The organism is Lunatibacter salilacus (genome assembly GCF_009797935.1).
Classification (GTDB): Bacteria; Bacteroidota; Bacteroidia; order Cytophagales; family Cyclobacteriaceae; genus Lunatibacter; species Lunatibacter salilacus.
Genome location: NZ_VOLC01000014.1, coordinates 125107 through 150332, shown reverse-complemented (window position 1 = coordinate 150332; position 25226 = coordinate 125107). Strand labels below are relative to the sequence as shown.

General features: G+C 40.5%; 19 protein-coding genes. 8 read left to right on the top strand and 11 right to left on the bottom strand.

What is annotated here, in order from left to right:
- The first annotated feature begins 43 nt into the window (after positions 1 to 43).
- From FQ608_RS18485 to FQ608_RS18470, 4 genes are read left to right on the top strand one after another with little or no spacing between them, the layout of a single operon-like run.
- Positions 44 to 724 carry a TetR/AcrR family transcriptional regulator gene (locus tag FQ608_RS18485; RefSeq protein WP_158859970.1) on the top strand — a complete coding sequence of 227 codons (681 nt, stop codon included), beginning with the start codon at positions 44 to 46 and terminating at the stop codon, positions 722 to 724.
- Entirely contained in the window at positions 714 to 2420 is a 1707-nt protein-coding gene (locus FQ608_RS18480; protein ID WP_158859969.1) for a peptidase domain-containing ABC transporter, read from the top strand. Before FQ608_RS18485 ends, FQ608_RS18480 begins: the two co-directional genes overlap by 11 nt.
- Positions 2421 to 2428: 8 nt before the next feature.
- Positions 2429 to 3787 carry an HlyD family secretion protein gene (locus FQ608_RS18475; protein WP_158859968.1) on the top strand — a complete coding sequence of 453 codons (1359 nt, stop codon included), beginning with the start codon at positions 2429 to 2431 and terminating at the stop codon, positions 3785 to 3787.
- Positions 3788 to 3847: 60 nt separating this feature from the next.
- Positions 3848 to 5257, top strand: coding sequence for a TolC family protein (locus FQ608_RS18470; protein WP_158859967.1), 1410 nt, complete (start codon positions 3848 to 3850; stop codon positions 5255 to 5257).
- Positions 5258 to 5278: 21 nt separating this feature from the next.
- Here the strand turns inward: FQ608_RS18470 and FQ608_RS18465 are convergent, their stop codons facing one another.
- From FQ608_RS18465 to FQ608_RS18455, 3 genes are all read right to left on the bottom strand, one after another.
- Positions 5279 to 5653: a response regulator gene (locus FQ608_RS18465; RefSeq protein WP_158859966.1), complete on the bottom strand. Its 375-nt coding sequence runs from the start codon at positions 5651 to 5653 to the stop codon at positions 5279 to 5281.
- 184 nt (positions 5654 to 5837) lie between these two features.
- Entirely contained in the window at positions 5838 to 7472 is a 1635-nt protein-coding gene (groL, locus tag FQ608_RS18460) for a chaperonin GroEL (RefSeq protein WP_158859965.1), read from the bottom strand.
- A 49-nt stretch (positions 7473 to 7521) separates the two neighbouring features.
- Positions 7522 to 7800 (bottom strand): co-chaperone GroES, encoded by a 279-nt coding sequence (locus FQ608_RS18455; protein ID WP_158859964.1) that lies wholly within the window; start codon positions 7798 to 7800, stop codon positions 7522 to 7524.
- A gap of 231 nt (positions 7801 to 8031) precedes the next feature.
- Here FQ608_RS18455 and FQ608_RS18450 point away from each other — a divergent pair, with 231 nt between their 5' ends.
- A complete protein-coding gene (locus tag FQ608_RS18450; protein ID WP_158859963.1) occupies positions 8032 to 8742 on the top strand; it encodes a hypothetical protein in 711 nt (236 codons plus the stop codon).
- 49 nt (positions 8743 to 8791) lie between these two features.
- On the opposite strand, the gene FQ608_RS18445 is transcribed toward FQ608_RS18450, so the two are convergent.
- The 6 genes from FQ608_RS18445 to miaB all read right to left on the bottom strand — a co-directional run bounded on the left by FQ608_RS18445 (position 8792) and on the right by miaB (position 14554).
- Positions 8792 to 9757, bottom strand: a complete 966-nt coding sequence (locus tag FQ608_RS18445) for a sterol desaturase family protein (protein WP_158859962.1) — start codon at positions 9755 to 9757, stop codon at positions 8792 to 8794.
- A gap of 161 nt (positions 9758 to 9918) precedes the next feature.
- A complete protein-coding gene (gene secG, locus FQ608_RS18440; RefSeq protein ID WP_158859961.1) occupies positions 9919 to 10293 on the bottom strand; it encodes a preprotein translocase subunit SecG in 375 nt (124 codons plus the stop codon).
- A 12-nt stretch (positions 10294 to 10305) separates the two neighbouring features.
- Positions 10306 to 10872, bottom strand: a complete 567-nt coding sequence (locus FQ608_RS18435) for a hypothetical protein (RefSeq protein ID WP_158859960.1) — start codon at positions 10870 to 10872, stop codon at positions 10306 to 10308.
- Positions 10873 to 11259: 387 nt separating this feature from the next.
- Positions 11260 to 11793 (bottom strand): LptE family protein, encoded by a 534-nt coding sequence (locus FQ608_RS18430; RefSeq protein ID WP_158859959.1) that lies wholly within the window; start codon positions 11791 to 11793, stop codon positions 11260 to 11262.
- Complete coding sequence (locus FQ608_RS18425; RefSeq protein ID WP_158859958.1) at positions 11777 to 13069, bottom strand: sigma-54 interaction domain-containing protein; 1293 nt, start codon at positions 13067 to 13069, stop codon at positions 11777 to 11779. The genes FQ608_RS18430 and FQ608_RS18425 overlap by 17 nt, the downstream gene beginning before the upstream one ends.
- Positions 13070 to 13093: 24 nt before the next feature.
- Positions 13094 to 14554, bottom strand: coding sequence for a tRNA (N6-isopentenyl adenosine(37)-C2)-methylthiotransferase MiaB (gene miaB, locus FQ608_RS18420; RefSeq protein WP_158859957.1), 1461 nt, complete (start codon positions 14552 to 14554; stop codon positions 13094 to 13096).
- Positions 14555 to 15065: 511 nt separating this feature from the next.
- Between miaB and FQ608_RS18415 the strand changes: the two genes are divergently transcribed.
- The gene (locus FQ608_RS18415; RefSeq protein ID WP_158859956.1) at positions 15066 to 20138 is read left to right on the top strand and encodes a translocation/assembly module TamB domain-containing protein; all 5073 of its coding nucleotides are present in this window, start codon (positions 15066 to 15068) and stop codon (positions 20136 to 20138) included.
- A gap of 46 nt (positions 20139 to 20184) precedes the next feature.
- Entirely contained in the window at positions 20185 to 22467 is a 2283-nt protein-coding gene (gene tamL / locus FQ608_RS18410) for a translocation and assembly module lipoprotein TamL (protein WP_234364269.1), read from the top strand.
- 94 nt (positions 22468 to 22561) lie between these two features.
- Here tamL and dinB read toward each other — a convergent pair whose 3' ends face one another.
- Positions 22562 to 23665: a DNA polymerase IV gene (gene dinB, locus FQ608_RS18405; protein ID WP_158859955.1), complete on the bottom strand. Its 1104-nt coding sequence runs from the start codon at positions 23663 to 23665 to the stop codon at positions 22562 to 22564.
- Between dinB and FQ608_RS27265 the strand changes: the two genes are divergently transcribed.
- Entirely contained in the window at positions 23639 to 23779 is a 141-nt protein-coding gene (locus tag FQ608_RS27265) for a hypothetical protein (RefSeq protein ID WP_199856410.1), read from the top strand. The two genes, dinB and FQ608_RS27265, sit on opposite strands and share 27 nt — an antisense overlap.
- A 2-nt stretch (positions 23780 to 23781) precedes the next feature.
- Here the strand turns inward: FQ608_RS27265 and gdhA are convergent, their stop codons facing one another.
- A complete protein-coding gene (gdhA, locus tag FQ608_RS18400; RefSeq protein ID WP_158859954.1) occupies positions 23782 to 25131 on the bottom strand; it encodes an NADP-specific glutamate dehydrogenase in 1350 nt (449 codons plus the stop codon).
- Positions 25132 to 25226: the final 95 nt, after the last annotated feature.

Here is a 25226-nt window from a genome sequence, read left to right as displayed (position 1 = left end):
GAAAGTCGTATAGACATTTTGTGTGTTTTGTAAAAAAATCTCTATGGATAAAATTTTAAACAGTATTGTCGTTCAGGTCAATGGTGAGGTTTATATAAAAGATCCCTTAAGTTCTGAGTTGGGGAAACGGATTATCAGTGAAAGCCTTCTGCTCATTTCTGAGCTTGGTATGGAAGGGTTTACCTTTCGGAAGCTATCCGAAAAAGTAGGCAGTACCGAAGGTGCCATTTACCGCTATTTTGAAAACAAACATAAATTGCTTGTTTACCTAACCGCTTGGTACTGGGGATGGTTGGAACATCATTTGGTTTTCAGTATTTCCAACCTTACTGATCCAAAAGAAAAAATGAAAATTGCCATCCGGCTATTGGTAGAAGGACCTGTAAACAAACAAAATCAATATTTGGATCCTGTTGTACTTACACAAATTGTTACCGATGAGTCGTATAAAACCTTTTTAACCAAAGAAGTTGATGCTGAAAATAAAAATGGTTTTTTTAAGCATTTCCATGGATTAAACAGTCGTATTGTTGCCATAGTAAAAGAGATAAACCCATCCTACAAATACCCTAAAACGCTGGTTTCCACACTTATGGAGTCTACATTGCTTCATGCGTTTTTCAGGAAGCACATGCCGTCAATGACGGAGATTGGACTGAAGGGGGATCAAAAAGTAGATTTTTATTACGAGTTGGTATTTAAAACGCTAAAGGATGAAAACTGATGTAGTTGAAACACCCCTAAGAAGGTTTTTCAACCTTTTGAAGGAAGAAAAGAATGAGGTTTACGCCATTTATTACTATGCGATTTTAAACGGTATAGTATCGCTATCCCTTCCTTTGGGGATTCAGGCCATCCTAAATTTTATTTTGGGGGGTAGAATGACGACCTCTTGGATCATACTGGTCGCAATAGTGGCGTTGGGCGTTATTTTTGGAGGATTTCTGCAGATCAGTCAATTGTATTTAACTGAAAAACTTCAGCAACGTGTTTTTAGTAAGTCTGCTTTAGAATTTGCGTATCGGCTTCCCCGAATCAAAATGGAAGCGCTCGTAGGAAAATACGCACCGGAACTGGTAAACCGGTTTTTTGATACAATAAATCTTCAAAAGGGTCTTGCGAAACTTTTAATTGACTTTAGTACGGCTTCTCTGCAAGTGTTTTTTGGACTGGTTCTTTTGGCAGTTTACCATCAGTTTTTCATCATTTTTGCGGTGGTTCTTGTATTCTTGCTTTATCTCGTATTCAAATTGACTTCGCCAAAGGGTATGCAGACCAGTTTGAAGGAATCATCTGCAAAATATGAAGTAGCCTATTGGCTGGAGGAAATCGGCCGCACCCTAGGCACCTTCAAGCTTGCAGGCCATTCCAATTTGCCATTTTCACGTGTGGATAAATTGGTTAAGCAGTATGTAGAATATAGAAACGGACACTTTGCTGTATTGATTTTTCAATACAAGGTGATGATAGCTTTTAAAGTACTTATTGTCGTCTCTCTTTTAGTCGCCGGAAGTATACTTTTGATGAGCGATGAGATCAGTATTGGACAATTTGTAGCAGCGGAGATCATTATTATCTTAATCATCGCATCAGTGGAAAAGCTGATTTTGAGTTTGGAGACGGTTTACGACACGCTCACCGCAACCCAAAAGCTTGGCCTTATTATGGACATGGAATTGGAAAGAAATGAGGGTATAGGTAAATCTTTAAAGACCGATTCAGAAGGGCTGCATTATGAGATTAGGGGACTAAGCTTCAAACATTCGAATGCAGACAGACCAATTCTGGATAGGGTTAGTCTTGAAATTCAATCGGGTGAAAAGGTAGTTGTAACGGGTAAAAGCGGCTCCGGAAAGAGCACCTTGCTTTACCTGATGGCGGGATTGATTGAGAACTATTCAGGCAATATTATCATCAATAAGTTGCCTTTGGAGACCTTGGCATTGGACAAACTACGGGCGATGATAGGAGATTCGCTGTCTCACCAATCCATTTTCCATGGTACTATCCGGGAAAACATAACAGTAGGTCAGGAAAATGACGAAGTGAGGCTGAGAGATATCATTAAATTAGTGGAATTAGATGAATTTGTCTTCAACTTAAAAGAGGATTTAGATACTGTTTTATTGCCAGAAGGAAAACAAATTAGCCATGCGGCAATCAGCAAGATCATCTTGGCACGAAGCATTTTTTGCAATCCTAAATTGATGCTGCTTGAGGAGGAGTTTAACCATCTCAATAAAAATGATTCCGAAAAGCTGTTAGACTTTATATTTAGTGGCCCATGGACCTTGGTTGCCGTATCCAACCAAGAGCAAACTATGGAAAGGGCTGATAAAATTGTGGAATTGGATCTGGGCGAGATTACCTTCATAGGTACGTTCGAGGAATATAAATCATATCTTAAAGGAGAAAATTAGTCACTGTTATGTTGAATATTTCAAAAAATACGGTGAAAGGTCGATTTGATCTTTCTTCCTTTGAAAGTTACAAATTGACAATTCCCAACAACGAAAGTAGAAAGCGGGTAAGAATTTTACTTTACTGTATGTTGGTTGCCTTTGTAATTTTGTTTTTGCCCTGGACTCAAAACTTCAGGTCCAGGGGAATGCTTACTGCATTGAAGCCAGAGCATAGGCCTCAAACTGTTCATTCTATTATCCCTGGAAGAATTGAAAAATGGTACGTACAGGAAGGCGAATTTGTCAACAAGGGGGATACTATCTTGTTTATTTCTGAAATCAAGGACGAATACATGGACCCGGACTTGTTGGGCCGTACGAAATTACAGGTAGATGCTAAGTTCTTGTCCGTGAGGTCCTACGAGGAAAAGGTAAAGGCACAGGAAAATCAAATAGGAGCGCTTACACAAAACAACAAACTCCGACTGGAACAGGCTCAAAACCGACTGCAGCAAGCTCAGCTGAGTATAATGTCTGACAGTATAATGTTGGAGGCGGAGAAACTGAATTTATCGGTCGCAGAAGCTCAATTTGAACGGATGGAAAATCTTTATGAACAGGGATTGAAATCTTTGACAGAATTGGAACAGCGAAAGATAAAACTACAGGAAACGCTTGCCAAACGGATCAGTGCCGAAAACAGACTGTTAAGTAGTAGAAATGATCTTTTGACCGCAGAAATTGAACTGAATGCAATAGACAATGATTTTCAGGATCGGTTAGCCAAGGTCAATGCGGATAGATACAGTGCCCTTTCAGATCAATATGATGCAGAAGCCACGCTTACCAAACTCGAAAACCAACTATCCAACTACACAGTTCGTTCCGGAATGTACTATGTACTTGCTCCACAATCTGGTTACATAACCCAAGCAATACAAGTTGGCTTGGGCGAAACTATAAAAGAAGGTGCTGAAATTGTCAGTATCATGCCGCACGACTACTCATTGGCGGTAGAACTTTATCTAGCTCCCATTGACCTTCCGCTCGTAAAAACCGGAAACAAAGTCCGGTTTATCTTTGATGGTTGGCCAGCTATCGTGTTTTCTGGCTGGCCGCAGTTGTCCAATGGTACCTTTGGAGGGGTAGTATATGCGATAGACAATTTCACCAGTAAAAACAACATGTACCGGATACTTGTTGTTCCGGATCCTGATGAACATCCATGGCCAGATGCCATCAGGCCGGGATCGGGAGCCGATGGTATAGCTTTGCTTAACGATGTTCCCATCTGGTACGAGATATGGAGACAGATGAATGGTTTCCCAGCTGATTTCTACACCCTAAAAGAAGCCCGGGAAATGAAAAATAGTGAGTCAAAATAAAATCTAGATTTATGAATATTCTAGTTCAAACTACTTAACGTCTAACAAAGATATTTGCCAATGAATTATCTGTGTATCAGAAATATAGTTGTTTTCATTTTCATCTTAGGATTTATTTCTCCAGGGCATTCGCAGGAAGTACTTTCCTATGGGCAATTTTTGACCTGGGTTCAGATGAATCACCCGGTTGCCAAACAGGGTGATTTGATTCTTGAACTTGGTCAACAGGAATTACGGATGGCTAGAGGTGGCTTTGACCCATTTTTATTTGCCAACCAGAACGAAAAGACCTTCAACAACACAAATTATTACCAAAAGCGGGAGGGGGGCGTACTTATACCAACTATGGCAGGGGTAGAATTCAAGGGACTCATGGAACAAAATTCCGGAACTTATTTGAATTCGGAAAATACTGTCCCATCTTCAGGGCTGGTCGCCGTAGGAGCGTCGGTAAACTTGGGTCAGGGATTATTTATTGATAAAAGAAGAGCAGCCCTTCGGCAGGCACAGATCTATCTGGAATCCACCGCTCAGGAACGAAATTTAATATTGAATGATTTGTACCTGGCAGCTACTACTGCGTACTGGGATTGGGCAAAAAGTTATGCAGACCTGGAAATTTATCAAGAAGGACTGGAATTTGCTGAGTTTAGGTTTGAGGGAATAAAAACTAGCTTTTTTCAAGGGGATTTACCAGCAATCGATACAGTTGAAGCTTATACGCAAGTTTTAAACCGGACCATTAGGTTGCAAGATGCCGAAAATTCGTTTTTTGCAAAAACACAAGAAGTAAACGTGTTTTTATGGGACGAATCTGAAAATACCATGTTCCTACAACCCAATATTGTCCCGGAGTCACTAGAAAACGAACTCTTAGCGGGATTAGAGATTGATGCGTTTAGGGCACAACTTTCTAGTCATCCAGAGATTAGATTATTAGATTATGATATCGACTATTTAGAAGTTGAGCGCAGATGGAGGGCAGAACAATTGAAACCTGTAGTCAAGTTAAATTATAATTTTCTTTCAGAAACGATCAGTGGAATGGAGCCTAGTCCATTTTTTGAAAACAATTACAAATTTGGTGTTACTCTAAGTACACCGCTCTTTTTGAGAAGAGAAAGGGGGGCTTTAGGAATTACTAAAGCTAACATTAACATCACGGGTTACAAACGAGATCTGACTTATCAAAAAATAATTGCGGATTTGGAGAAACAATATAATAATTTCTTAGTTTTAAACAGGCAGCTGTCCACTTTTGAAAGTAATATAAGTGCGCTAGAACGTTTGTTAGAAGGAGAAAGAATTAAATTTGATCTGGGAGAAAGTTCCCTTTTCCTTATCAATGCCCGGGAAGTGGGTCTTTTTGATGCGCTTGTGGTGTTAAATTCTATATATGCGGAACGGAATATCTCCATTGCACGGACTAGGACTGCGGCCGGTCTGGGCTTTGATTTGGTGGATGAATGAAAAAAATGTAGTGCTAGAAAATTAAAGAATCTTTTTAAGCTTCTCGAATGTCAGTGGTTTTTCAATGAATCCGTCGACATATGGGAATTCCTTCGTTTTTTGCCTATCCTGGAAGTCAATGGAGCTAGAAAGCATAATAATTGTATCCTCACGGAAAGATTCGAAGTGTGCGTATTCTTTTAAAAAATCCCAGCCGTTCATAACAGGCATATTAATATCGACCAGAATAAGCACCTTACTTAGGTGGTTCAAAGTTTGTATGTATTTTAACGCCTCTTCTGCCTCCAAAAATTCTTTAATATTAGGAGATAAGACCAGCTTTTTAATCAACCGCTTATTTATCAGGTTATTAATGGGGTCATCATCAACTAAAACAATTAAATCGAATGAATACATTGATTCTTAATATAATAAAATAGCCTCCTTAGATTTGTAGCTTGAAATTTACCACGATAATCCCAGTATAAAAATTTATTAAATAAATTTTACTTTCATGTAATTATCAATTTTCTAGCGTAAAAGTAAAAAAAATAGGGAGGTTTATCTGCCTCCCTAATGGAAATTATTAAATCATATGGAATTACATCATTCCACCCATGCCACCGCCGTGCATTGGAGGCCCTCCCGCAGGAGCATCTTCTTTCACATCAGCAATTACACATTCTGTAGTCAACAGTAATGCTGCGATGGATGCGGCATTTTCTAGAGCCAACCTAGTCACCTTGGTTGGATCAACTACACCTGCCTTGAACAAATCCTCGTATTGGTCTGTTCTGGCGTTATATCCAAAGTGAACGTCATTGGTCTCTTTGATTTTGTTGATGACAACAGAACCTTCCGCTCCTGAATTGGAAACGATCGTTCTTAATGGAGATTCGACAGCCTGTCTAATTATGTTAATACCGGTATCTTCATCTTCATTGAGTCCTTTCAAGTTGTCAAGGACAACCGAAGCCCTGATAAGGGCAACACCACCACCGACTACAACACCTTCTTGTACAGCTGCTCTAGTAGCATGCAGGGCATCATCCACTCTGTCTTTCTTCTCCTTCATCTCTATTTCAGTAGCCGCTCCTATGTAAAGGATTGCTACGCCACCCGACAACTTGGCAAGTCTTTCTTGAAGTTTTTCGCGATCGTAATCCGAAGTGGTTTTCTCAATCTGAGATTTGATTTCGTTAATTCTGCCTTGGATAGCCGATTTTTCACCTGCACCATTAACGATAGTTGTGTTATCTTTATCTATGTTGATTTTCTCAGCAGTTCCCAGATAATCAATGGTTACATTTTCTAGTTTGTACCCTCTTTCTTCTGAAATCACCGTACCGCCAGTCAACGTAGCGATATCTTCCAACATGGCTTTTCTTCTGTCGCCGAATCCTGGAGCTTTAACAGCGGCAACTTTCAAAGCGCCTCTGATTTTGTTAACTACAAGTGTAGCCAACGCTTCTCCATCAACATCCTCAGCAATGATTAAAAGTGGTCTGCCGGACTGAGCAACAGGCTCGAGAATCGGAAGTAACTCCTTCATTGAAGATATCTTTTTGTCGTAGATGAGAATAAACGGATTCTCAAGCTCGGCTTCCATTTTCTCGGTGTTGGTTGTGAAGTATGGAGACAAATATCCTCTGTCAAACTGCATACCTTCTACAGTTCTCACCTCAGTTTCAGTTCCTTTGGCTTCTTCTACGGTAATAACGCCATCTTTACCAACTTTTTCCATCGCGTCAGCAATCATGTTGCCGATTTCTTCGTCATTGTTGGCAGAAATAGTACCTACCTGAGCGATTTCTTTGCGTGTGGAAATTGTTTTAGAAGATGCTTGAAGTTCTTTAACTACGGCACTTACTGCCTTATCAATGCCTCTTTTGAGATCCATTGGATTGGCTCCCGCAGCGACGTTTTTTATACCTACTGAGAAAATGGACTGTGCAAGTACAGTGGCTGTGGTAGTACCGTCTCCTGCATCGTCTGCAGTTTTGGAAGCTACTTCTTTGACAAGTTGAGCTCCCATGTTTTCGATAGGGTTATCCAACTCAATTTCTTTGGCTACTGTGACTCCATCTTTGGTGATGGATGGAGCACCGAACTTCTTGTCGATGATGACATTTCTACCTTTTGGTCCTAACGTTACTTTGACCGCATCAGCGAGTGCGTCAACACCTTTTTTGAGTCTGTCTCTAGCGTCTGTTTTGAAAAATAATTCCTTAGCCATTTTCTAATTTTGTTTTAGTTTTTTAATTGATTTCTTAGATTATCGAATTTTAAAGTATAGCGAAAATATCCGCTTCCCTCATGATTAGATAATCCGCACCCTCTACATTTAGTTCGGTGCCGGAGTATTTACCGTAAAGTACCGTATCTCCCACCTTTACTGTCATTGGCTCATCTTTTTTACCATTACCTACAGCCACTATGGTGCCTTTCTGTGGCTTTTCCTTGGCAGTGTCAGGAATGTAAAGACCTGAAGCAGTTTTTTCTTCGGCTGCAGCGGGTTCTACTAAAACCCGGTCTGCTAAAGGTTGAATGTTTACTTTAGACATGTTCTTAGTTATTTTTTTTAGTTAATTTCTTAGTACTATACCCTCCTTCACACTTTCTGTGCCAAGTAGCTATTGAGGAATTTCTATGACATAAAGTCTTGTCAAACGCTTACACTTTGTCATTTTTCGGAAAATATTAGCTTTTAGCTGTCATTTTTTCTCTGAACTATTGACCCATATGTCAGGATTTTGTACATTCTGCCAAAATCTACTAACACCCAAATAGAAAATATGAGTACCTTATCTGAAAACTGGATTTCCGAAGGCTGGATTGACTTCGAATACAAGAAATATATCCTTTTGGGATATCTCAAAAGTGTAAATGTTCAATTTAAAGAAGTCAAACTCTATCCCCCTTTGGCGGATTTAATCCGGCATTACGAGCGCCTTCAGCGGTTCAATGAGACAAAAAAGCAACTAAAACTCTCATTCCCTAAAGATGTGTCGGGCATAGATTTCGAGAAGCTTCAAGTAACTTATGAAAGCCGTATGGAGGAGGATGAAATGATGAAAGAATTGGCCGACATTGTTGCTTTCGCACTTCCTAAAATCAAAACCCATATCGAAGAAGGAAAAGACATTTACGATTTTATTGAAAGCAACCTCGAAATTGAACCAATTGGAATCACACCCATTTATCAGCGGGAGGGTTATGCCATTTTGTCCTATGACCATTCCAAGGACGTTTATGTCTATCGTTACAGTTTAAATTTATTTCAAAACAGCGCAGATATTTTTAGGGGCATAGCTTTGAGATTTGTCCAGAAAATCAGACAGTCCCTGGTGTATTCTTTACAAAAAATAAAAATGGATTTAGTCAAAAATTTCACTGACTTACCTAATCCCTCAGCTTGGAGAATCCATTCTTCCCAGGCCATTCCCCTAGATGAGAGTTTTGTGCCTATTAGTAAAAGATTATTACTTAAAACAATAGAGATCTAGTTGAATTATCAGCCAGACCTCTATTAGAACCTAAATTACTATTTAGGTGTTAATCCTCTTTTTTCAAAAGGGAATTTTCATTCACACTTAATGAAGGGGTGGGTCTACTGTCCTGATAGGCCACCTGTTTTGCCTTTTCCCTGGCTAAATCCCTGTTTTTAATGATTTCTGCACCTGGCTTGGAAAAAAGAATTTTCCACCCTTCAGAAATACTTTCCGCCTTTCTAACGTCTTTAACGATGTCTATAAATTCATGGAAATTCAAATAAATGGGATTATAAGAATCAACATTCTTAGTAATTCCATAGGTAGGGCGTTCTTTTTCTTCCATGAACGTACCAAAAATTCGGTCCCAGATGATAAACGTAGACCCGTAATTTTTATCCAGATAGTGTTCGTCACTAGCGTGGTGGACCCGGTGATGGGATGGCGTGGTAAAAAAATACTCAATCGGTGCTGGTAACTTGGTAATGTATTCCGTGTGAATCCAAAACTGATACAATACCGCAATTTGATGGCATATAAAGAAAACAAATGGATCAAATCCCATCAACATCACAGGAATGAAAAAGATGATTTTTATGTGCTGAACCCATCCCAATCGAAAGGAAACAGAGAAATTATATTTCTTGGAGTTGTGGTGGGTTATATGGGTTGCCCACCAAAACCGCTGCTCGTGAGAAACCCTGTGTGCCCAGTACCTAGCTAGATCCAACGCAAAGAAGCAGAAGATAAAAGACCACCAGGTAACTGGAATTTTAAAGGGACTTATGTTCCAAAAAAACAAGGCTATGCCAAAGATTGCGAATTTTATCAATGCACTTATACCAACATTGACTAAGCCGATAGTGGAAGCGGCAAGAAAGTCCTTGCCGTCATAGGAGTCTCTTTTCTTATATAAGCTGATCCCCCATTCCACAAAGACGAGAAAGAACATTATAGGTGCAGCCCAAATAATAATATTGGGCCAGTTATCAGCACCAACATCTTGTAGAGTCAAATGATTTTCAAACATACAATGTAATGTTGAGTTAGTTTTTAGTTTTTCAAATAGCTTACAATTTACAAAAAACCTACAGTGAGATCAACTTAATTGTGTTTATTTTTTTAAATGACTATAAATAAAAAAGTCTGCTCCTGAGAGCAGACTTTCATTATTCCTTTTTAAAATTATATTTATTGTTCAGGTGTTTCTTCAAGAGGCAACTCCTCAGAAGGTAATTCTTCTTCAGTCGGGGAAGGAAGAAGTGTGTTCTCCTCAAAAGAAGGAGTTAGTATTTGCTTTCTTGCGTTTTCGATATTTGGAGATGTAAATTCAGATGGACTACTTGACTTATAAAATGCGGAGGATGCCAAGGAAAGTGCCAATATACCAATAGCTAATATCCAAGTAGTCTTTTCCAGAATGTTTCCAGTCTTGGTTACCCCCATTATCTGAGAAGCACCTCCACCAAAAGCTGCTCCTACACCACCCTTGGAATTTTGTCCCAAAATTACCAAAATGAGCAAAATTGCTAACACTATTATGATACTAATTAATACTACAAACATGGTATACAAGAATTAATTGTTTTCTAGTTGTTTTAAACAATCCGCAAAGTAAGCCTTTTTATCCGGAAATTTCAACTGTAATTTCTTATAAATTTCTTTGGCTTCCTTAAATTTTTTTTGCCTTACCAAAATTTTCGCGAATGATTCAGATAGCAAATCTTCTTTTATACGGGTACTTTCTATGGAAAGATCGGTGGTTTCACCGGCCTCTTCAGTATTAGGAATTATCTTAAATTTAACTGTTTTCTTGTTGAACTCGTCGATTAATTCATCTTGAATTTGTTTTTTCTCATCCTGAATATTTTTTTCTTCCCGCGCCCTAATTGCGGCCATTAGCTCAAGTTCGTGACTATCTTCGCCGGGGTGTAGATTAGATGGAAGGTCACTAGCTGCTGGTGAATCATCCTGTTCGGCTGATTTTAAGCGGCTCAAATTTTCCTCCAACTCTTTTAGCACATCTTTTCTTTTCTTTTTGACAGGAGCATGAGCAGGTATAGGCACTTCATTTTTTTCATCCGGCACTTCCTTTTCTTGTACTTTTGAAGAGATCTGTTCACTTTCTTTTTCTTCCTCATCCAAGTTTGATTCATCTGGAATGGGAGCAACATACTCATCTACTTCAAAATTTGCTTGGTTGGTGCTCTCCTCCGAGGACTCCTGGTTTGGAAGAAACGGAAGAAATGGAATTGGATTTTCTAAAAGAAATTTAAGTCTCTTTCGATCTGGGGATTGGGTGGCTGAATGGTATAAAAATTCGTTGTCTTTTTTTCTGTGGTCCTTACGCTCGTATTTGGCAGCTAGAATGGAAGGCAATACAAAATAGGGGAACTCCCGGTGAAGTTGTACCAGTGATTGGTATTCTAATTCACTGAGATTATTCCCATTGTTTATTATATGTATCAATTCCCTTGCTGTCACCTTTCTTTGATTTTGTATAATTCTAAATATAGAAGATAAATATTGAAATTACCAATTTGCAACTGTGGAAGTGAAAATGTCCTGTATGATGTTGTCGAATATCTCCTCCACCAATTCGGTTTCAACTTGAAGCAGGGAAATACTCCGTGGGTCATAATCTTTGAAAAACGAAAAAGTTCTCTTCATGTTTTGCTCTTCATCAGCCATGTTGGTAAAATCCACCTCTACGGCAATAGTTATGCGCATTTGGCCGGCACGATCCGGTTGGTTGGGGCTTTGGCTGGAAACCGTGGCCTGTGGCGTGAGCGTATATCGGGTAATCGCCCCCAATAACTGCAAGTCTCCGTTGTTTCGGATTAACTCCAGTTGGGTGTTTCGTTGGAAATAGTCTTTAAGATTTTCAGTGAAAAGCTGGCCCATATTGGCCGGGCCGCCGCCGGAATCATTAAAAAAGTTTTCCACTGAGAACGTCTTGGTTACATTGTAATCCAAGGTAGTACCCGTAAAGCTATACTCCACCTTGCAAGCCCATAAAAGAAGCAGGATCAACCCGAGGGCAACTATATTATTCCTGAATGTCATATTGTTTAATTTTGCGATAAAGCGTGCGTTCGGATATCCCCAAATCCATGGCGGCGTATTTCCGCTTATTGTGGTGCTTCTTGAGTGCCCGAAGAATCAACTCCTTCTCTTTTTTCTCAATGGACAGGGAATTGTCATCCTCTTCATGCGTGATGTCTTCAATGATTTGATTCTCATACTCCCTGGATAAAGAGCTTCTATCCTGTATTTCTTTTTCACTTTTATTTTCAAGAACAAGAGGAAGATTTGAAGAAACCTTTTCTTCTTCATATTTTACCGAAGATTCCATATCCTCAAAAAGATTTTGGTGCTTCTTCATGATAGAACTGTTCAGCCCTCCGGATTGATAGGACTCCAAGACCAACTTTTTGAGTTCTGTCATGTCCTTTTTCATGTCAAAAAGGACTTTATACAAAATCTCCCGCTCACTGAAATCAGCTTGCGCTTCCGTACTGCCTCTATAGGTCACGGGCAAGGTTGATCCCTCTTTGGGTAAATACCTTGCAAGGGTATCTACCGATACTTCCCTCTCGTTTTCCAATAACGAAATTTGCTCGGCTAAATTTTTGAGCTGTCTAATATTTCCGGGAAAAGGAAATTTCACAAGCAGTGATTTTGCGTCCTCGGAAAGCATAATGGGCTTTACGTGATACTTATCCGAAAAATCGGTGGTGAATTTCCGAAACAACAACACAATATCTTCTCCCCGCTGCCTCAACGGAGGAACGAAGATGGGGACAGTATTAAGTCTGTAGTAGAGATCTTCACGAAACTTTCCTTTTTCTACGGCCTTCAATAAATTGACATTGGTGGCGGCTATGACCCGAACATCAGTTTTGAGCACCTTGGAAGACCCCACCTTGATGAATTCACCGTTTTCGAGGACCCTCAATAACCGCGCTTGTGTCCCCAGAGGCATTTCTCCGATTTCATCCAAGAAAATTGAGCCCCCGTCAGTTACCTCGAAATATCCTTTTCGGGCTTCATAGGCACCTGTAAATGACCCTTTTTCATGTCCGAAAAGCTCGGAATCAATGGTGCCCTCAGGAATGGCACCGCAGTTGATGGCTATAAATTTACCGTGTTTTCGGGTACTTAGGGTATGAATTATTTTGGAAAAAGATTCTTTTCCGCTTCCACTCTCTCCAGTAATCAATACAGTCATTTCTGTAGGGGAGGCCTGCATGGCTACCTGAATAGCATGATTTAGCAAGGGACTGTTGCCGATAATGCCAAATCGCTGCTTAACACTGAGTATCTCAGATTCGCTGATCATATACATAAGTCTTCAAAAAAAAGGTTAATTCAGCAATTCACCAAAGAGGGTAGCTGATGAACAATCCAAAATTCTCACGTTGACATAATCCCCAGGTTTAAGGTCTTCTTTTGGAACGATCACTACCTTGTTTGCGGAATTTCTCCCTTTCAACTGGACCTCGGATCGCTTTGAAGGCCCTTCGATTAGGATTTCCTGTACTTTGCCAATGTCGAGTTGGTTCCGTTTCATAGAAAGGAGATGTTGCTTTTCGATAATTTCCTGCAGTCTCCTTTTCTTAATTTCCAAAGGAACATCATCCGGATATTTTTTGGCGGCAAGGGTTCCCGGCCTTTCGGAATAGTAAAACATGTAGGAAAAATCAAAGCATACTTGATCCATCAAACTTAGGGTGTCGTGGTGCTCCTCTTCCGTCTCCGAACAGAACCCGGTAATCATATCTGAAGAAATGCCGCATTCATCCCCTAATATCTCCCTGATTTTCTGTACCCTCTCCAAATACCACTCCCGGTCATAGGTTCTGTTCATTAAATCCAGAACTCTGCTGTTACCGCTTTGGACAGGAAGATGAATATATTTACAAATGTTGGGATACCTCTTCATGGTATACAAAACCTCATCTGTAATGTCCTTTGGATGGGAAGTAGAGAAACGTACTCGTAAATGTGGACTCACCAATGCCACCATTTCAAGTAATTTTGCAAATGTTATAAGTTGTGTTATATCTTCCCCTTTTTTGTTTAATCTCGCTTTGTTGTTTTCTTCCGGGGACCATTTGTAGCTGTCCACATTCTGCCCCAGCAGTGTTACTTCTTTGTATCCTTTTTCCACAAGGGTTCGGGCTTCTGCGATAATGGAATGAGGATCCCTGCTCCTTTCTCTTCCCCTGGTAAATGGGACTACGCAAAATGAGCACATATTGTCACACCCCCTCATGATGGAGATAAATGCCGATACACCATTCGAATTGAGGCGTACAGGAGCGATGTCCGCATATGTTTCCTCTCTAGAAAGAAATGTGTTGACCCCTTTGATCCCATCTTCTGCCCGTTGTACCAAATTGGGAAGATCACGGTAGGCATCAGGCCCTACCACCACATCTACCAACTGCTCCTCTTCCAATAATTTTTCTTTAAGCCTTTCGGCCATACAACCCAAAACCCCTATGGTCAATTCAGGGTTAGATGCTTTAAGTTGATTAAACTGCTGAAGTCTTTTTCGGACAGTTTGTTCAGCTTTATCACGAATGGAGCAGGTGTTTAAGAAAATGACATCAGCATTTTCAAACGAGGATGTTGTGTCAAATCCACTCTCTTTCATGATGGAGGCCACAATTTCGCTGTCGGAAAAATTCATTTGGCACCCATAACTTTCAATATATAACTTCTTTGATTTACCTGTATTCTCCTCTTGAGTTACTTTAAAATCACAGGCCGCTGTATCATCTACAGGGATAATAGCTATATCTTTTATTAAATTCTCCATTTGTTCTACTTCTTTCGAGGGGCAAATTTAACAAAATACCGACAATTTGACAGTATAAGGTAGCTTAAATAATCAAATATTGAGTTTTGGATGGATAGGGTTATCGGATAACAAAATCTCAATACGGATAGTACCTATTTTACAATTGGATCTAGTATCGGGATAATTGGCATAATGACTCGGAGGCGGATTGGTCGCATCTGAGGTTGAAGGTATAAATGAACGGGGAAAATCATTCCCGTCCCGTGGTTGATGAACGGGGATAATTGGCATTTTAAAAACATTATTTGGTCCATTCAAACCAATTTGGTGGTGGTACTGTTTTTGTACCAGAATTAAATAATAGACGCACCCGATTATTTGCTGGAATGCTAATGATTAATTCAAAATTTTGATCAGAATGTATGAAAGTATCGGTCTTGGAATTATTTATTAGATACAAATAGGCTAATGATTTCAATAAATTCAGGGTGGGAGTTCAAGTTTTATCAGATAATTTTAGATACTAATTTTGGCTAATCGTTATAAATTTATCACCAAATTAGCTAAGGTCATCGGTTGGATATTTTTGTCCCTGCTGATTCTTATAGCTGCGCTTATCCTTTTTATAAGAAGTCCTTGGGGCCAGGATATTGTCGTTCAAAAGGCAACAACTTATCTTGCGGGAAAGACTCAAACCGCTGTTTCTATAGAGCGACTTTTTATCACATTTTCCGGGAATGTCTATCTCGACGGCCTCTATATGGAAGATCAGGAGGGAGATACGCTGATATATTCCGGTAAACTTGAGACCGGTGTGAGATTCCTACCGTTGATTCGAAGTGGTAAAATCCACGTATCTAAATTGGAATGGTCGGGATTAAGAGCGAATGTAGAGCGGGATTCAACCGGAAAATTTAATTTTGATTTTATTATTGATGCTTTCGGTTCCGGGAAATCTGATAATGCGGATTATCCAGTGCCTGATCAGGATGCTGTAAATCAACAGGATTCTACCGGATATCCGGAGATAGACCTAGGTCCCATACTGATCTCTGATGCCAAGTTGGTTTACGTAGACGAATTCATGGGATTAGACGCCAATATTCTGTTGGGAGAGCTTGGATTATCAGTTAATAAACTCGATCTCAACAAAATGGATTTCTATATATCGGAAATTGAGTTGAAAAATACAGACCTGTCTTATATTCAGGAAAAACCGTTTGAGTCAGAAGAGCCAGATGAACCCTCACAATCGGGGGACCCGGTACTGATTTTGGATCGATTAGCTATTGAAGGGGTGAATGTGATTTATCAGTCGATTCCTGACCAAATGACCGCCGACATTCAATTAGGGGAGCTTTTTCTTTCCTTGCCAGAAGCTAATATGTTGGAGAAACGGATTCTGTTGGATCAATTGGAACTACATAGGTCGGATTTTGATATAGCCATACTGCAAACTTCGACACAGGGTGAATCTGAGCCAACTTCTCAAACTGACTCAAATTTTGAATGGCCCGATTGGGAAATTGAGCTAGGAGCGATCCATTTTTCAGAGAATGACTTTTCATTTCGCACATCCGAAGAGGTACCAGCCAGAGGCTATTTCAATCCATCATCTATATCGGTAAGTGATTTAACCCTAAAGGCAAATGGGGTTGCATTGGGTGAGGAAAAAGCCGTTTTGGATTTGGAGGCTTTTTCATTTAAGGAATATTCTGGATTTGAGCTTCGGGAAGGAACCTTTAGAGCTTCCATTGATCAAAAAACAATAAAACTACGTGACCTAAGAGTGCAGACGGGCAATTCTCGGATTCTTGCAAATCTGGAAGTAGGATACCAGAATATAGATCAATTAATTGATAACTATCTTCAAGCAGACCTGAATCTTACTATTGCAGAAATAGTAGTAGGCCTCCAAGACGCGTATTTCTTTGAACCTTCTCTAAGAAACGATCCAAATATTGCAGCAATAGGAAGAAAATCATTAACAGGCAATTTTGAATTATCAGGTCGTGTGAATGACCTAAATATAAACAACGCTCAACTAGCCTGGGGAGGAAATACTCGGGTCGGCTTGGAGGGGATAATCAAAAATGTCCTGGACATGGACAGCTTATGGGTGGACATTGATCCCATAGCCTTTGAGACAAACCGGGCAGACATGGAAATATTTTTGACCCAATTGGACTCAAGTATGACGCTCCCAGAAACAATCCAACTTGATGTGGCGGTAAAGGGAGGAATGAAAAATATGCAGGCAAATGCAAACCTAATTGTACCCGAAGGAGAAATTTATGTCGACGCCGATTATGCGTTTGATCAAGTCCACAAGCTGGAAAGCAAGATCTCGATTGTTGAATTGGATTTGCAAGGTTTGCTTTCCAATCCTAATCTTGGAGTAGTTTCTTACTATGCGGAATTGACCGCACTAGGAACATCAGTAGATGATCTTGTACTGAATCTCAATTCAGAATTTTATCACCTAAATCTATATGGGTATGATTATGACGGTTTGGAATTTGATGCTGAAATAGATGGTGGCGTCGGAGGTGTCAGCTTATCTTTTAAAGACGAAAACCTGGATGTAGGGCTCTTAGCTAAATTGGATCTGGACAGTATCAATTCCAAAATAGAGGTGGACTTGGATTTACGGGGAGTAGATTTAAATGCTTTAAATCTGAGTGGACGAGAACTAAAGGCGAGAATCCACTACAAGGTAAATTGGGAGGGCAATCTGGATAATTTTGAATTAAGGACCATATTGGAGGAGGGCACTTTGGTGTTGGAAGATCGACCTATTTTAATTGAAGGGTTTGATATAGTTGCTTCTGTGGGAGACACGCTTACCGTAGCAACTTTGCAAAGCTCGATCATGAATTTGGAACTGGAGTCAAACTCTGCCCCCGATCAGGCTTTTCAGGCTTTTTCCAATTATTTTGGGAGGGTTTTGGGGGATAGTCTATTGGGCTATACGGCAGATTCACTGGTCCTGTTGAAATTGAATGTCGACATTCCCCGTTCCCAAGTATTGGAACAATTAATTCTGCCAGGATTGGAAAGTTGGGAAACGTTCAAACTTTCCGTCGAATTTGACGAATTAGGGAATACTTTCGATGCTCGGATTGATTTACCCTCCATGATCTATTCAGGTATTGAAATTGACAGCCTTGGTGTTCGTGCTAACGGGCAGGGTAGTGAGTTTGAGATCCAAGCAGGCTTGGTGTCTTTAGAGTCAGGAGTCTTATCAATGGGAAGGACATACGTTGATGGAAAGTTGGAAGATCATTTATTTGACCTGGATTTTTTGTCGTATGATGGTGATGAAACTTTGGTGCATGTCCATTGGAACATTTCCAATGATTCCGACACATTGCAACTTCGTATTGACCCTAAAAACTTGATTTTTAATAAAAAGGAGTGGGAGATATCCCCCGAAAATAGTATTCGCTATGGAAGTGGTTGGATAGATTTTCAGAAATTTGAGTTAATTCGTAATAATCAAAGGCTATTGGTTAGCAGCGATTTGGAGGATATCACAAATGAACACATCGGGATTGATTTTCAGGAATTTAGACTTGGGACATTTACCAGCCTGCTTAATCCCGACTCTCTTATAGCTACAGGATTTGTGGATGGTAGATTTGTTTTGGAAAATCCATTTGGTGCTACAGGTATTTTGGCTGATTTGAAAATTAATGAATTAGCTGTATTCGAAGTACCTTTGGGTAATTTTAGTTTGGATGCGGAATCGGTAGGTGATGCATCCTATAATTTTTTATTAGCTCTTAAAGACGGAGGTATTGACTTTGATCTTGAAGGTGACTACACTGCTGCTGAGACAGGGGCAGAATTGAACTTGAACTTTGATTTAAATGAACTGAGAGCCGATGTTCTACAAGGTATGCTTGCCGAACAGCTTAGAGATGGTGAAGGAAGTATTTCAGGAAATGCTAAAGTATCAGGCACTACGGCAAATCCCATCTATGAAGGAGAATTCTCTTTTAATGACTTTGGCATTACCATTAATGCCATCAATTCCAAATACACCGTGGCTAATGAGACTGTCCGTCTAAATAATGAAGGTGTTTATTTGGATGATTTCACGGTAAATGATCAGGGGGGGAATACCTTCGTCATCTCCGGATCTGTAGGTACAGAAGAACTAGCCAACCCATCTTTTGACCTTAGACTCGTTGCCGATAATTTTAGGGTCCTAAATTCTACAAGGGAGGATAATGAGCTGTTTTTTGGTCGAGGCATTATAGATGCGAATTTGGACATTAAGGGTGATCTGAATCTTCCTAGAGTGAATGCCAGGCTGAAGGTGAAAAGCGGGACAGAGCTTACCTTTATCATCCCGGAGACGCAGCTGGATATTGTCGAGCGGGATGGGGTTGTTCTGTTTGTAAATCGGCAAGATCCGGACGATATTCTTACACGACGGGATATGGAAGTAGGCAATACAGGCCTAACTGGCTATCAATTGGCGGCCGTATTGGAGGTAGATCCAGATGCTTCATTTAACATAATTATAGATGAGAGATCAGGTGACAATCTTCTGGTTTCGGGAGAAGCCAATTTAACACTTAATTTTGATCCGAACGGCAGAATTACACTTACAGGGTCGTACGAGTTAACAGGAGGACATTACGAAATGAGCTTATACAATCTCGTTAGTAGAAGGTTTGAGATTCAGGAAGGAAGTACCATTACTTGGGCGGGAGATCCCTTGGATGCTAGCCTGAATATGGTGGCGCTTTATCGGGTTCGCACCTCGGCGGCGGAATTGATGGCAGCTCAAACATCCGGTATGGGCGCTGAAGCAAATGCGCAATACAATCAGGAACTTCCTTTCTTGGTTTACTTAAATATTGACGGGAACCTAACCCGGTTGTCACCCTCCTTCCGCTTGGATATGCCCGAACAACAGCGTGGTGCGGCGGGAGGAAATGTGTATGGGCAGATTCAGATGTTGAACAATCAGGAAGGAGAGCTTAATCGCCAGGTGTTTTCATTGATGGTTTTAAACCGGTTTTTCCCGGATAGAGGGGGAGATGGTGGTGGTGGGGGCGCAGCCGGGATAGCCCGATCCAGTGTGAGTCAACTTCTATCCGGCCAGCTCAATAGCCTATCTGATAATGTGCTGGGAAAAAGTGGAATCGATTTGGACTTTGATTTAGACACCTTCACAGACTACCAAACAGGTGCGCCTCAAGATAGGACCCAATTAAACGTCAACGCAAGTTCACGATTTATGGATGATAGATTGATTGTACAAGTGGGAAGCCAAATTGATATTGAAGGAAGTTCCCAAACAATGGATAGAGGCAACGCACTTTTGGGCAATGTCAGTATAGAATACCTCCTGACAGAAAACGGAAGATATAGATTAAGGGCCTTCAGAAAAAACCAATTTGAAAGTTTCATAGACGGTCAATTGGTGATTACAGGAATGTCTGTGATTTTTAACAGAGAGTTCAACAAATTCCCCGAACTATGGAAGGGAATAGAGCGGCAAAGAAAATCTGTCCTAAACGCCATCAAAGAAGACGAAGAAGGTAAAGATGAACCTGATGAAATTGAGGAGGGTAATGATGATTAATTATTTTCATATAGATTTTTACACCATGAAGGTAAAGATTTTAAGGATGTTATGTTTTTTAATAGGGTTTTGTGCCCTTGCCTCGGGTTGTAATGTCAAAAAATACATCCCTGAAGACGAATTTTTATATACGGGCGCAAATTTAAAGGTGGATAGGCCCTCTGGAATACAAGATTGGAAATCAGTAGATAGGGAATTGGAAAGTCTTTTTAGGCCGCAACCCAATACAAAAATACTGGGCATGTACATTCCTCTTTGGGCTCATTTTAAGGGCAGCAAAGAAAAGCCTGGGTTTATTAATCGGTTTTTGAAAAATAAAATTGGAGAGGAACCCGTCTATTTGAAAGATGTAAATGTGCCTCAGACGGAGTCATTGCTTCTAAACCGATTGGAAAATAACGGGTTTTTTTATTCCGAAGTCGATTCTGAAATAAATAGAGGTAACTATAAAGCTGGTGTGAAGTATGAGTTGGAACTAAAAAAACCCTATACCTTGAAAGAATACACTTATGATCATGACTCAAGTCAGATAGACAGTGAAATTCAGGAGTTGATGGAGGATACCGACATAAAAGTTGGCGACAGATTCCAACTTGCCAAATTAAGGGGAGAGCGTGAGAGATTGGATTTGGAATTGAAAAACAAGGGATTTTACAACTTCAATCCTGATTTCTTGATTTTCGAATCTGATACCAACCAATACGAGGATAGAGGGATTGACTTGTATTTGCGTCCTAAAAGAGGAGCTCCCTCCGAAGGATTAAGACCTTATGAAATTCGTAATATCCGCATATATCCCAATTATACGTTGGATAGCTTAGAAGATTCCCGTGATACAACTATAATAAGAGGCATCGAGTTTATTCAAGATAAACCAATAGCTTTTAGACCCGACCGCTTGGAGGAATACATCCTCTTGGATGAAGGCGAATTATATAATGCAGAAAGGTCCAAATTAACAAGTAACCGAATTTCGGGGATAGGGAACTACCGGTATGTAAATATCCGATATGATGAACTGGACAGTATATCAGAGGATGGCAAAGGTTTTTTGGACGCCAATATCTACCTTTCTCCCCTTAATAAGCGTTCGGTAAGAGTGGAACTTCAGGGAGTGTCCAAATCGAACAACTTTGCGGGTCCTGCCTTGTTGCTTAGTTATAGAAATAGGAACCTGTTTCATGGTGGTGAAATTCTCAATATCACAAGTAAATTCGCTTACGAAACCCAGATTGCAAGTGGGGAAAGAGAAGGGTTGAGTTCGTTCGAACTGGGCTTGAAAGGAGATTTGATTTTCCCTAGAGTGGTTTTTCCCATAGATATTAAAGAGCGTTTTGCCTATTCAGTGCCGAAGACAAAAATCAGTTTGGGGACCGAGTATCAGGATAGAAGAGGTCTATATCGGTTAAATTCCGTTTCCGCTTCCTATGGATATTTCTGGAATGCCAACCGATTTGTCTATCATGAGATTAACCCTATATCGCTGAATTTCGTAAATCTGTCCCGTACCAGCCCTGTATTTGAGGATATTTTGGAAAACAACCCATTTTTAAGGCTAAGTTTTGAGCAGCAGTTTATTGCTGGGGTCACCTATAGTTTTTCGTACAACAAGCTAATGGACACTTTCAGAACACACAGCATCTTCTTCGGCGCCAATCTTGATTTTTCTGGTGCGGGAATAAACTTGCTTAATAAAATGGTCAGCTCGGATAATGCAAATCAGTTTTTGGGTTTTAACTACGCACAGTATAATAAAGGAGATATTGATTTCAGGTATTACCTGCGTTTTTCAGAAGAAAGTGTAATTGCCACCCGGTTGTTTGGGGGCGTTGGCCTTCCGTATGGAAATTCGGTTTCTCTACCTTTTGTCAAACAGTTTTTTGCCGGTGGACCGAACAGTGTTCGAGCATTTCGAATTAGATCCTTGGGGCCGGGTTCCTATGCCCCGGAGAATGTAGGGGTGGGTGGATTTTTCGATCAAGCTGGAGATATCCGTCTAGAGGGCAATATCGAGTACCGATTTCCTATTGTTTCTTTTTTCAAGGGAGCTCTTTTTGCTGACGCAGGCAATGTATGGTTGGTCAATGATAATCCGGCCCTCCCTGGGGGTAAGATTTCCTCCAACTGGATGAAGGAACTCGGCGTAGGGGTAGGATTGGGTTTGCGAATAGATGTTGATTTTTTTGTGTTGAGATTTGATTTAGCCACTCCTATCCGAAAACCCTATGAACCTGCTGGAGAGCGATGGGAGAGAAGCTTCCGCATCAAAGATGGAGAATGGAGAAGGCAAAATCTGATTTTTAACTTTGCGATTGGGTATCCGTTCTAAAGTTGCGCCCGTTGGGAATTTTTGGTTAAATCTTGTAGTGGAGGTTGGAGTGGCCAAATATTAATAGATTAATGAGGCAGGAACGAAGGCTTTTTCAATCTTCGTTGCTTTGATCTGTACTGTCCTCAAAAAAACGTTCAAATACTAATTGAATACCTGCTTTTTCTTCTTCCTGGTCAAAATTTGAAAGACCCAGCCCCATCAATCTGATCGGCATTTTCAGGGATTCTTGGTAAATAAGCTCCTTCGAAAGGACTCTAATGTCTTCCTGTGTCAGGAACCGATTCAGAGTTTTGCTTCTTGTCTGTTGTGTGAAGTCCTTGTATTTGAGTTTCAGCGTCAGCGTCCTGCCTTGAACCTTGTTTTTTTCGATTCGTCTAAAAAGTTCATCCAGAAGATCGCTACGAACCTGATCTAATTCGGTTTCCAAATGAATATCTTTCTCAAAGGTATTTTCCACACTCAGGGACTTTCTATCCCTATGGGGGTTTACGGGGCTTTCATGGATACCCCTTACAATGTTGTAATAATGTAACCCCGACTTGCCAAACCGCCTAGTCAAAAAATCCAAAGAATATTGTTTTAAATCTAGGCCGTTATGAATCCCGAGTTTTTTCATCTTTTCAGAAGTGACTTTTCCAATACCAAAAAAACGTTCGATTTCGAGTTTCTCCAGGAATTCAGTAGCTTGGCGGGGAGTGATTACTGCCTGCCCGTTTGGCTTATTGATGTCCGATGCCACTTTGGCCAAGAATTTATTGTAAGAAATTCCCGCCGAAGCATTTAACCCGATTTCAGCTTTGATACGGGCTCTAATTTCTTTGGCAATCAGGGTGGCTGACGGGAGATTAAATTTGTTTTCAGTTACATCAAGGAATGCTTCATCCAGCGAAAGCGGTTCGACCAAGTCGGTGTAGGCAAAAAAGATATCCCGGATTTGCACAGACAGTACCTTATACCGCTCAAAGCGTGGTTTTACAAATATCAATGAGGGACATTTGAGTGCGGCTATTTTTGATGACATGGCAGATTTTACTCCAAATTTTCGGGCTTCATAACTTGCCGCAGCCACTACTCCACGTTCCCTATTACCGCCCACAGCCACCGGCTTGCCCCGAAGGTCAGGAAAATCCATTTGCTCCACAGAAGCAAAAAATGCATCCATATCTACATGAATTATTTTCCTAACGATTGTCATGGGATAATGTTGGGAGAAGAAAAGCAACCACTCTACGACGAGGAAGACTTAAGTGACCGATTGGAAGTAAAGGAGACAGAAAAAAAAGCGGGAATTTCCCGCTTTTTTTTGTAACCCTACCAGGATCCTTGGGCTAGCATTGCTTTAGCAACCCTTTCGAATCCGGCTATATTAGCAGCGTTTAGATAGTCGTGTGCTATCAGATCATTTTTTTTGATGGTTTCCAAGCATTTTTCATGGATACCATGCATGATAAGTTTCAATTCTTTTTCCATTCTCTCTCTAGACCAGTATCTTCCTAACCGATTTTGAGTCATTTCCAGTCCTGAAATGGCAACACCCCCGGCATTAGCAGCTTTACCGGGTGCATACATTACTCCTGACCGTTGAACTTCTTTGATTGCAGGGTCAGTGAGCGGCATATTGGCACCCTCAGCGATTAGAATTAATCCATTTTTTTCCAACAATTTGACATCTTTCTCATCCATTTCATTCTGGGTAGCACAGGGAAATGCACAATCAGCTGGTATAGACCAGATGTTTGTTTCACCTGTCTTATAAAAAGTAGCCGAAGGGAATTTTTCCGCATACCCCTCAATGCTTTCCCGTTTCACATTTTTTAGTTCTTTCAAAAAAGCCAGTTTATGCCAATCCACGCCTTCCTCATCATGGATATATCCGGTAGAATCCGAAAATCCTACTACAGTGGCCTTATCTTCCAACAATTTCTCCATGGCAAATTGGGAGACGTTTCCTGAACCTGAGACTAGACAGACTTTATTTTCAAGTGTTTCATTAATTTCGGCGAGTATATAGGAAGCGAAATGAATCAATCCGTAACCAGTAGCCTCCGGACGTAAAATTGATCCTCCCCAAAGCGGGCCTTTTCCGGTTATGCTGCCTTGAAACTCGTTTTTAATTTTTTTGAAAGTACCGAAAAGGTATCCGATTTCTTTTTCGCCCACTCCAATGTCTCCCGCTGGAATATCCGTAAAGTGTCCGATGTGTCGGTGCGCCTCCATCATCCATGCCTGACAAAATCGCATGATTTCCCGATCTGATTTATGCTTGGGATCAAAATCAGATCCACCCTTCCCCGCTCCAAGAGGAAGTCCGGTAAGGGCATTTTTGAAAGTCTGCTCAAAGGCCAAAAACTTCAGAATACTCATATTGAGGGTGGGGTGAAAACGGAGCCCGCCTTTGTACGGGCCCATCGCAGAATTCATCTGCACCCGATAACCCCTATTGACGTGGATTTCATTGTTGTCATCTGTCCAGCATACCCGAAAACTAATCACCCTCTCGGGTTCGGCCATGCGTTCGAAGACTTTCTCATCTAGGTAACGCTTATTGGATGCCAGTATGGGGTGAATACTGTCAAATACTTCCGATACTGCCTGATGAAATTCAGGCTGACCCGGGTTTTTTTCTTTAATAGCGGATAATACATAGTCAATTTGTGACATGTTACAATTACAGGTTTAGTGTGTTTCCAGCAAGGCAGGAAATTAAATTACAATAATAAGGAGGAATAGGAAAAATCTAAAATTCAGCAAGAAAG

Coding starts and splice junctions, on each gene's coding strand:
- gdhA (WP_158859954.1), bottom strand. CDS start 25,131: ATGTCACAAATTGACTATGTATTATCCGCTATTAAAGAAAAAAACCCG.
- tamL (WP_234364269.1), top strand. CDS start 20,185: ATGTTATGTTTTTTAATAGGGTTTTGTGCCCTTGCCTCGGGTTGTAAT.
- FQ608_RS18480 (WP_158859969.1), top strand. CDS start 714: ATGAAAACTGATGTAGTTGAAACACCCCTAAGAAGGTTTTTCAACCTT.
- FQ608_RS18445 (WP_158859962.1), bottom strand. CDS start 9,757: ATGTTTGAAAATCATTTGACTCTACAAGATGTTGGTGCTGATAACTGG.
- FQ608_RS18455 (WP_158859964.1), bottom strand. CDS start 7,800: ATGTCTAAAGTAAACATTCAACCTTTAGCAGACCGGGTTTTAGTAGAA.
- FQ608_RS18485 (WP_158859970.1), top strand. CDS start 44: ATGGATAAAATTTTAAACAGTATTGTCGTTCAGGTCAATGGTGAGGTT.
- FQ608_RS27265 (WP_199856410.1), top strand. CDS start 23,639: ATGAATTATTTTCCTAACGATTGTCATGGGATAATGTTGGGAGAAGAA.
- groL (WP_158859965.1), bottom strand. CDS start 7,472: ATGGCTAAGGAATTATTTTTCAAAACAGACGCTAGAGACAGACTCAAA.
- miaB (WP_158859957.1), bottom strand. CDS start 14,554: ATGGAGAATTTAATAAAAGATATAGCTATTATCCCTGTAGATGATACA.
- FQ608_RS18430 (WP_158859959.1), bottom strand. CDS start 11,793: ATGACATTCAGGAATAATATAGTTGCCCTCGGGTTGATCCTGCTTCTT.
- dinB (WP_158859955.1), bottom strand. CDS start 23,665: ATGACAATCGTTAGGAAAATAATTCATGTAGATATGGATGCATTTTTT.
- secG (WP_158859961.1), bottom strand. CDS start 10,293: ATGTTTGTAGTATTAATTAGTATCATAATAGTGTTAGCAATTTTGCTC.
- FQ608_RS18475 (WP_158859968.1), top strand. CDS start 2,429: ATGTTGAATATTTCAAAAAATACGGTGAAAGGTCGATTTGATCTTTCT.
- FQ608_RS18470 (WP_158859967.1), top strand. CDS start 3,848: ATGAATTATCTGTGTATCAGAAATATAGTTGTTTTCATTTTCATCTTA.
- FQ608_RS18450 (WP_158859963.1), top strand. CDS start 8,032: ATGAGTACCTTATCTGAAAACTGGATTTCCGAAGGCTGGATTGACTTC.
- FQ608_RS18425 (WP_158859958.1), bottom strand. CDS start 13,069: ATGATCAGCGAATCTGAGATACTCAGTGTTAAGCAGCGATTTGGCATT.
- FQ608_RS18465 (WP_158859966.1), bottom strand. CDS start 5,653: ATGTATTCATTCGATTTAATTGTTTTAGTTGATGATGACCCCATTAAT.